9 protein-coding genes, 1 tRNA gene and 1 pseudogene are annotated in these 8924 nt (G+C 38.1%); 3 read left to right on the forward strand and 8 right to left on the reverse strand.

Annotated elements, in window-relative coordinates; translation table 11 throughout:
• The 6 genes and pseudogenes from ACLR96_RS06905 to ACLR96_RS06930 form a co-directional block, all read right to left on the reverse strand.
• A pseudogene (locus ACLR96_RS06905) lies at positions 1–354 on the reverse strand (dihydroorotate dehydrogenase); the annotation flags it as partial.
• Positions 348–1094: a dihydroorotate dehydrogenase electron transfer subunit gene (locus tag ACLR96_RS06910; RefSeq protein ID WP_177270552.1), complete on the reverse strand. Its 747-nt coding sequence runs from the start codon at positions 1092–1094 to the stop codon at positions 348–350. The pseudogene ACLR96_RS06905 and the gene ACLR96_RS06910, both read right to left, overlap by 7 nt.
• Positions 1095–1138: 44 nt before the next feature.
• Entirely contained in the window at positions 1139–2320 is a 1182-nt protein-coding gene (locus tag ACLR96_RS06915) for a dihydroorotase (RefSeq protein ID WP_177270554.1), read from the reverse strand.
• Positions 2321–2411: 91 nt separating this feature from the next.
• The gene (locus ACLR96_RS06920; RefSeq protein WP_412265487.1) at positions 2412–3110 is read right to left on the reverse strand and encodes an amino acid ABC transporter ATP-binding protein; all 699 of its coding nucleotides are present in this window, start codon (positions 3108–3110) and stop codon (positions 2412–2414) included.
• On the reverse strand, positions 3110–3769 hold the full coding sequence (locus tag ACLR96_RS06925) for an amino acid ABC transporter permease (RefSeq protein WP_177270556.1): 660 nt from the start codon (positions 3767–3769) through the stop codon (positions 3110–3112). The genes ACLR96_RS06920 and ACLR96_RS06925 overlap by 1 nt, the downstream gene beginning before the upstream one ends.
• A 32-nt stretch (positions 3770–3801) precedes the next feature.
• Complete coding sequence (locus tag ACLR96_RS06930; RefSeq protein ID WP_177270558.1) at positions 3802–4611, reverse strand: transporter substrate-binding domain-containing protein; 810 nt, start codon at positions 4609–4611, stop codon at positions 3802–3804.
• A 218-nt stretch (positions 4612–4829) separates the two neighbouring features.
• Between ACLR96_RS06930 and ACLR96_RS06935 the strand changes: the two genes are divergently transcribed.
• Both ACLR96_RS06935 and ACLR96_RS06940 read left to right on the forward strand, forming a co-directional pair.
• The gene (locus tag ACLR96_RS06935; protein WP_177270560.1) at positions 4830–5525 is read left to right on the forward strand and encodes an ATP-binding cassette domain-containing protein; all 696 of its coding nucleotides are present in this window, start codon (positions 4830–4832) and stop codon (positions 5523–5525) included.
• A gap of 2 nt (positions 5526–5527) precedes the next feature.
• The gene (locus ACLR96_RS06940) at positions 5528–7105 is read left to right on the forward strand and encodes a hypothetical protein (protein ID WP_177270561.1); all 1578 of its coding nucleotides are present in this window, start codon (positions 5528–5530) and stop codon (positions 7103–7105) included.
• A gap of 68 nt (positions 7106–7173) precedes the next feature.
• Here ACLR96_RS06940 and ACLR96_RS06945 read toward each other — a convergent pair.
• Positions 7174–7247 (reverse strand) — tRNA-Gly (locus ACLR96_RS06945).
• A 248-nt stretch (positions 7248–7495) separates the two neighbouring features.
• Here ACLR96_RS06945 and ACLR96_RS06950 point away from each other — a divergent pair.
• Entirely contained in the window at positions 7496–8470 is a 975-nt protein-coding gene (locus ACLR96_RS06950; protein ID WP_177270563.1) for an aldo/keto reductase, read from the forward strand.
• Here ACLR96_RS06950 and ACLR96_RS06955 read toward each other — a convergent pair.
• Positions 8467–8847, reverse strand: coding sequence for a RidA family protein (locus ACLR96_RS06955; RefSeq protein WP_177270565.1), 381 nt, complete (start codon positions 8845–8847; stop codon positions 8467–8469). The genes ACLR96_RS06950 and ACLR96_RS06955 overlap by 4 nt on opposite strands.
• Positions 8848–8924 lie beyond the last annotated feature (77 nt).

The raw sequence follows: 8924 nt of genomic DNA on the forward strand, positions 1-8924 counted from the left end.
GCTGTCAAGCCTCTGACATACTTCCGTATATTCCTCCACTGAAAAGCCTCCGACATTTGCCATAACTTTTTTATGTAAACATCTTTTCAACTTAGGCAGTTCTTCTTCTATTACGTTATCTACTCCCGGATTCTGAAGACCTATGGAATTGATAAGCCCTTCTCTGCATTCCGCTATTCTCGGCGTGGGATTGCCGAATCTCGGCTCAAGAGTTGTTCCTTTGAAAGAAAAGCTTCCCAGTATATTTATATCGAATAACTCTGCGAACTCATACCCGTATCCGAAGGTTCCGCTGGCAGCCATAACAGGATTGTCCAGCGTTATTCCGCAGAGATCCACTTTGGTATTTACCATATTATCTCTCCTCTCTTTAATACAGGACCTTCTTTGCATATACGTTTGCTTCCGTATTTTGTCTCACAGGAGCACCCCATACATGCTCCGAACCCGCATCCCATTCTTTCCTCGAAGCTAAGCTGACCGTCTGTTTTCTTATCCGCAGTATAATCAATAGCCTTAAGCATTGCTTCTGGTCCGCATGCGAAAAAGTAAGTATACTCAATAGTTTTAAGAGCGTCTGTTACAAAGCCCTCTGTACCGATGCTGCCGTCTGCGGAAGTTACGTAAACATCTGCTCCCATTGCCTTGAATTCTTCTATGTAAAAGCTGTCCTTCTGCGAATTAAAGCCCAGAATTACAGACGGTTTCACGCCCTTGGATATAAGAAGCCTGCACAGTCCGTACATGGGGGGAACACCTGCGCCGCCGCCTATAAGTACAGGTTTTTCACCGGTATTCTCATCTTCAATATTAAAACCGTTGCCCAATGGTGTCAGAATATCCAGCATCTGTCCTGCTTCCATTTTACTCATTTTCTCTGTTCCCGCACCTACAGTCTTGTATATAATTGTAATATTGCTGTCTGTCCAGTCACATACGGAAATGGGTCTTCTTAAAAAAAAGCCGTCAAGTTTTATATTGACAAACTGTCCTCCGTTGGAGATCCCGTGCTCCCCACTGCAGAAAAGCTTCATTTCGTAGGTTTTATCTGCGATTTTTTTATTGGATAATATTTTGAAATCTGATTTCTTCATTGATATTTCTCCGTATTTTCATTGCTATATATTGATACTTCACATTAATACTTCCAGACGATGTTTCCGTCGACTACAGTCATCATACATCTGCCTTTTACGCTCCAGCCTTCAAACGGGCAGCTTCGTCCCTTTGTCATGAATTTTTCCGGGTCTATTACGTATTCATGCTCCAGGTCCCAGATTGAAAATGTCGGAGCATTTTTTTTCAGCTCTTCTCTCAGTGGTGTAGCTTCAAATCCGAAACGTTTTCTCGGATTTTCATGCATTAGGTCTATAAGTTTTTCCATAGTTATAATGCCCGGTACCACAAGCTTTGAATACATTACAGGCAGCGCTGTTTCCATGCCTACTATACCAAATGCACTTCCTGCAAATCCTTTGCTTTTCTCTTCAATACTGTGAGGAGCATGGTCAGTGGCTATCATATCTATCGTCCCGTCAGCTATGGCCGCAAGAAGAGCTTCCTTATCTTCACGGCTCTTTATAGGTGGGTTCATCTTGAATCTGCCGCTGTCTTCAATCTCATCATTTGAAATAGTAAGATAGTGAGGCGCCGTTTCACAGGTTATATCAAGCCCCTCTTTCTTTGCTGCTCTTATCAGGTCCACAGACTCTTTTGTTGAAACATGGCACACATGATAACTGCAGCCAGTCTGTTCTATCAGCTTTATATCGCGTTCAAGCTGCTTCCATTCGCTTTCGGAGGTTTCTTTTGGAAAACTTTCATCTTCACAGTGAGCCACTATTAGCTTACCCAAAGCCTTCGCCCGTATCATTGCATCTTTCATCATCTGCTCTGATGCCACGCCTCTGCCGTCATCAGTAAAACCTATAACATATTCGGTCATCTGCTCCATGTCGGCAGGTTCGCTTCCAAGCTCACCCTTCGTTATTGCTCCGTATGGATACACATGAACTTTTGCATCCTTTTTTATAGCATCCAGCTGTACTTTAAGATTATCAAGGCTGTCAGAGCAGGGATCAAGATTAGGCATGGAAAATATATCAGTAAATCCACCTGCGGCTGCTGACAGTGTACCACTTTTCATAGTTTCCTTATATAAAAAACCCGGCTCTCTCAAATGTACGTGTACATCCGTAAGACCGGGTAAAATATGACAATTTGAAAAATGAGAAATATCAATACCGACAGATCCGAGATGATCCCTCTCAGCAATATTGATATCTTCAACTTTAATGAATCTTTCGTAATTACCTCTCATCGCTATCTCCAATTTTCTATATACATTAACATCCTTACATTTATACCATAACAGAATTATCATGTCAATAGAAAATAACGATTCGTATAATTTACGCTCTGAGCATAGATCCAAGGAAAGAAATAAGTCTTTCGTTTTCAGGATTATCAAAGATCTCTTTGGGAGTTCCCTCCTCTACTATGACACCTCCATCCATGAAAATGACCCTGTCGGCTACTTCTTTGGCGAATCCCATTTCATGTGTGACTACGATCATAGTAGTATGCTCCTTTGCCAGAAGCTTCATTACATTTAAAACTTCACCTGTTATCTCAGGATCAAGTGCAGATGTAGGTTCATCGAAAAGCATGATATCAGGTTTCATTGCCAAAGCTCTGGCAATAGCTATACGCTGCTTCTGACCTCCTGATAAATGCGCCGGATATACATTCGCTTTGCTTTCCAGACCTACCATCTTAAGAAGCTTATGCGCTTCTTCATATGCATTTTCTTTCTTTTCCTTTTTTACTTTTATAGGCGCATATGTAATATTCTCTGCACAAGTCATATGAGGAAAAAGGTTAAAGTGCTGAAAAACCATTCCGGTAGTTCCCTTCAGCTCTATCTGTCCCGATGTTATACTGTTGAGACCATTGATACATCGCAGCAGCGTACTTTTTCCCGATCCGGAAGGGCCGATAATAGCTACTATCTCTCCTTTGTGCATAGAAAAATTCACATTATCGACAGCTTTAAAGCCAGAATAATCTTTTACGATGTTCTTCATCTCCAATATGGTTTCTCTGCTCATCACCATTCCTCCTTAGCATCATATCTGGAAAAATATTTTTCCAATCTGCCGGCTACGACCGTGAGTACAAATGTCATTATCAAATAAATGATGGCAGCAAAGAAAAACGGAGTCATGTCTGTCATCCTGTTTACTGCACTGTTGGTTGCTTTCATCAGCTCTATAACAGGAAGAGACGATGCAAGCGCAGTATCCTTAACGAGAGTTATCGCTTCGTTGACTACAGGAGGAAGTATTGCCTTCATGGTTTGCGGAAGTATTATATCTCCCATGGTCTGCCGTTTCGAAAGGCCCAGTGCATGAGCAGCTTCGTACTGCCCTCTGTCAATACTGTTAATACCTCCTCTGTATATTTCTGCAAAATATGCTGCATAGTTAAGCACATATGTCAGAACCACCGTGATAAAAGCATTCATCTGTATATTGAGAACCAGTGGGAAAAAGAAGTAAAAGAAGAACAGCTGCAGTAGCAGCGGTGTTCCTCTGAAAATCCACACATATACCTTGCATATAAAACTGAGTGGTTTTATTCTGCTGTTGCTCCCAAGAGCTATAGGAAGACCCAGCGGCAGAGATATGACGAGAGTCAGTGCAAATAATTCGACTGTAACTACAGCTCCTTCCAGCATAAAAGGAATAAACTCCATTACCTTATCCATAATAATATCCTTACTGTAAAATAAATTTAAAATCAGTCTTCAAGAGGTTCAAGAACTACGATATCTTTGCCAAACCATTTTTCGCTGATCTCTGCAGCTTTGCCGTTGTCCATGAGAACTTTCAAAGCATCATTTACTTTGTCTCTGAGATCAGTGTTGTCTTTAGCAAAACCTATTACATAGTAATCATCACCAAGTGAATAAGTGCATTCTTTAAGCTCTCCGCCCAGGTTTTTATTTGTGTACTCGCCCAGAACCTGATCCACGGCGATAACATCAACTCTTCCCGCTTTAAGATCCATAATGGCAGTATCATATGTATCATATTCACTGATATTATCTTTGAAAGAATCATAAGCTTCATTTGATTTAAGCATTTCAAGCGCAGATGAATCTACCTGAGTTCCTATTTTCATTCCGGCCAGCTGATCTGCCGAAGTCACATCAGTATCGGAATTTGCCAGAGTCATAAGCACGATCTTATTATTCAGATACTTATCTGAGAGAGACATGTTTTCCTTTCTTTCCGGTGTTATGGACATTCCATTCCACACACAGTCCACAGTACCTGCTTCAAGCTCAGTTTCTTTCGCATTCCAGTCTATAGGTTTGAACTCAACTTCCATATCAAGTTCCTCTCCTACTGCATTTCCCAGATCAATATCAAAACCTACAAGTTCTCCGTCTTCATCTCTGAAGCCCATAGGTGCAAATGTATCGTCCAGTCCTACTACCAGCTTGTCTTTATCTGCTGAATCATCAGATCCGCCACAACCTGTAAGGGCGAATATTCCGACCGCCATAACCATGATCATCATAATACACAGAAATTTCTTCTTCATTTTTATCCTCCATTACTGTTTAATTAAATGTTCAATACTGATCAAGCAACTGTATTATCACTTTATCGCATTAAATCTAAACACTCTTTTCACTTTATACTATTATCAATCTGTTGTCAATCCCTAAAATTCAGCTAAACATACCCCCCCCCCTCGTTTTGTTTTGAACAGTATTTTATGTTATACTTTTACAAAACAGAAAAGGAATAAGGTGTTATATGAAATTAATAATAAAAGATTTGAAAAAATCCTTCGAAAAAAAGGAAGTATTAAATGGGATTAACTTTGAATTCGAAAAGGGTAAAATATATGGATTGCTGGGAAGAAACGGAGCCGGTAAAACTACTTTGTTCAACTGCATAAACGAAGACATTCCCATTGATGCCGGCGATTTTTATATAGAAGACGAAAACGGCAGTAAACCTGCTCCCGAATACATAGGATATGTGCTTTCTACCCCCAATGTTCCCGAATTCCTCACAGGAAGAGAATTTTTAAAATTTTTCATTGAAATCAACGAGCACAAAATCAAAGATAAAAAAGATATTGATCTGTATTTCGACCTTATGAAAATAAATGAAAGTGACAGAGACAAGCTCATGAAAGATTATTCCCATGGAATGAAAAACAAGATGCAAATGCTCGTAAACATAATAGCGAGTCCTGATGTCCTGTTGCTTGACGAACCGCTTACTTCTTTTGATGTTGTCGTAGCAGAAGAAATGAAGCAGATGCTGAGAAGCATAAAAGACAACCATATAATAATATTTTCCACTCATATAATGGAACTGGCTTTAGATCTGTGCGATGAAATAGTAATCTTAAACAAAGGTATTCTTGAACAAATAGATAAAAATTATCTTGACAGTGATAGTTTCAAAAATAAGATTATAGAAACGTTAAAGGAGGAATAAGTATGATGGAGACTTTTGCCACATCTTTTAAATTAAAAAACACTTACAGAGTAAACAGCATCATATATTCCATAAAAGGACTTCCTCTTGTAAGAAAGATACTGCCTGATAGTCTGTATAAAAATAAAGGGCTTAAAGTATTGGGTAATATAATCAGTGCTATATGGGAAATTGCCGGCACATTTCTGGGGAAAATAATATATATAACTTTTATGATAGTTTTTATGTCCTCTTTATTCGATACTGATAAAGGAAATACTTTTCTTCACATTTTCCTCTTCCTTACTTTGGCCGGAAGTGTACTCAATACATATCTGTTTAATCCCAGCAAGGACAAATACTACGCCATCATCATTATGAACATGAACGCCAATAAATTTGCGCTGTCAAATTACTGCTATTCGATGCTCAGAGTGGTGATAGGATTCATGCCTGTAACGGTTATATCAGGGATGTTGTATGGTATTCCACTGTGGATCTGTATAGCTCTGCCGTTTTTTGTAGTAATGTCAAAAATGACAGCTATTGCCCTTGATATATTGAAATATAAAAAAACAGGTACTGCCAGTAATGAGAATATGCCAACAAAAGGATATTGGATCTTTGTCGGCATTATGATAGCCGTAGCTTATATACCTCCTTTTTTTGGTATAGTCATCAATTTTAATATTTTTACAATATTACTGACCCTTAGTTTTATTATAGGTATCGTAAGCCTTATACAAATATACAGTTTTAAAGATTATAAGAAACTATATAAATTGATTCTGACTACAGAAAATGTATATGCTTTTAAAAATGCTACAAGCTCAGATGCAGTAAAAATTAATATGGCTAAACGTATAGACTATGACAAAGATATAGCCAGTACTAAAAGTGGTTTCGCTTATTTTCATGAACTTTTCGTAAAAAGACACAGCAAACTGCTTACAAAGGCAGTTAAAAAGCAAACATTATTTATAATTATAATATTCGCCATGATTATTATGATTTCATATATCGTACCTGACATAAAAGAAAATCTTAACACAATCGCCCTAACCTACCTTCCCTATTTCGTATTTATTATGTACTTTCTCAACAGAGGTACTGTTATAACTCAGGCAATGTTTATGAATTGCGACCACAGTATGCTGACCTATAAATTTTATAGAAGGCCCACTGTTATTTTAAGCATTTTCAAAGAACGGCTCAAAACCCTGATAAGAATCAACCTCCTGCCGTCCTCCTTTATAGGAATAGGACTGGCAACTCTTTTGTATGTTACAGGTGGTACTGAAGATCCTCTTAATTATCTCGTTTTATTTATTTCTATAAACGCAATAAGTATTTTCTTTTCAGTTCATTATCTGGTGCTTTACTATCTTCTTCAGCCTTATAATATCAATACAAAAATAAAAAACAGCACCTATATCGTAGTACAATACCTTACATATTTTATTTGCTTTTTCATGATGCAATTTAAGCTGCCGACACTGTTCTTTGGTATCGCATGTATAATATTCAGCATCTCCTATTGTTTGATCTCTTTGATGTTAGTATACAAACTGGCTCCTAAGACATTTAAAATACGCTTGTAAAAAGATTTTAATACGTTTTCTAAGATAATAAAAACTCACGAATCATAAAAGATTCGTGAGTTTTTATATGGAGCGGATGATGGGAATCGAACCCACAACTTCAGCTTGGGAAGCTGAGGTTTTGCCACTAAACTACATCCGCCTGATGTAACTGTATATAGTTTATCACTTAATTAGTGATTTGTAAACATTTACATTTTTAGGTTTAATCTATTTTAAATTTTAATATTTCTCAGTCACAATAAATATGCGTTGTCATCTGACAATATAAACCTCTATTTTTATAAATCAATCTTTCACAAATCATATAATTTCAAATGACAATTTGTAAACACGACTTCCCTGTGATAAAATCTCAAATAGAATAAATCATAAAGAGGAGGAACAACTATGAAAAAAAACAGACTGGGAAATACCGATTTATATGTATCACCTGTTTCCTTCGGCGTTTTGACAGTTGGAAACACACAGCTGAATCTAACTGTAGATGAAGGAGCCAAGCTAATAAAGTATGCATTTTCAAAAGGAATAAATTTTTTTGATACAGCTCAATACTATGAAACATATCCTTATCTAAAAGAAGCTTTTAAAGATATAGATATGTCTGCAGATGCTCCGGAAAGACCTGTGATATGTACAAAAAGTCTCGATCTTTCTTATGAAGAAATGGAATATGCCGTAAAAGAGGCGCTGCGGGAAATGGATCTGGAAATCATAGACATATTTCTTCTCCATGAAGTACGCCAGGATCCTGACTGGGATATGAGACAGGGAGCGTGGCAATGTCTTAAAGATTATAAAGAAAAAGGAATAATAAAAGCTATCGGTATATCCACTCATCACATTGATGTCACAGAAAAAATAGCTTCAATTCCCGAATGTGACGTTGTTTTTCCCCTTATAAATTTTGCCGGCCTGGGCATAAGAAAAGGTTCCGGTCACGGAACGCCGGAGGAAATGGCTGCAGCTATCGAAAAATGCGCCGATGCAGGAAAAGGTGTTTTCGCTATGAAAGCGTTTGGAGGAGGCAATCTGACAGGTCAGTATCAAAAAGCACTGGAATACGTTTCCTCACTCAAAGGGATAGACTCCATCATGGTGGGAATCGGTAAAAAAGAAGAGATAGACAGGCTTGTATCGTTTGCAGAAGGCACTCTTCCTTGTGATTATCAGCCCGATATAAGCAGTAAAAAAATCCACATCGATCCAGGTGACTGTGAAGGATGTGGATCCTGTATAACGCGATGCCCCAACAAAGCTATAGGATGGAACGAAAACGGAATAGCTCAGGTAAATCATCAGATATGTCTGACATGCGGATACTGCGCTCCTGTCTGTCCCGTAAGAGCTATAATAATGTATTAAAGAATCGCTATCACTTCTATTTCACACAGAGCGTTTTTAGGAAGCGATTTGACAGCGACACATGATCTTGCCGGCTTTTCTGTAAAATATCTTGAATACACTTCATTGAAGTCGGCAAAATCATTCATGTCACTCAAGAAACACATTGTCTTTATGACATTTTTCATATTAGTTCCGGCTTCTTCAACAACTGCAGTGATATTCTTCATAACTCTGTCAGCTTGCTCCTTAATATCACCTTCCACAATTTCACCTGTAGCCGGATCAAGTGGTATCTGTCCCGATGTATATACAACACCATTTGCAATTATAGCCTGTGAATAAGGACCTACGGCAGCAGGAGCCTTATCAGTATGAATTTTTTTTATAGTACTCATAACCTCTCCTTTCATATATTTGATCGTTTTAACGATCATCTAGGTATACCCTTGCGGTATTTCATATATTTGATCGT

Origin of the sequence: Lentihominibacter sp. (genome assembly GCF_046951855.1) — a bacterium.
Classification (GTDB): Bacteria; Bacillota; Clostridia; order Peptostreptococcales; family Anaerovoracaceae; genus Lentihominibacter; species Lentihominibacter hominis.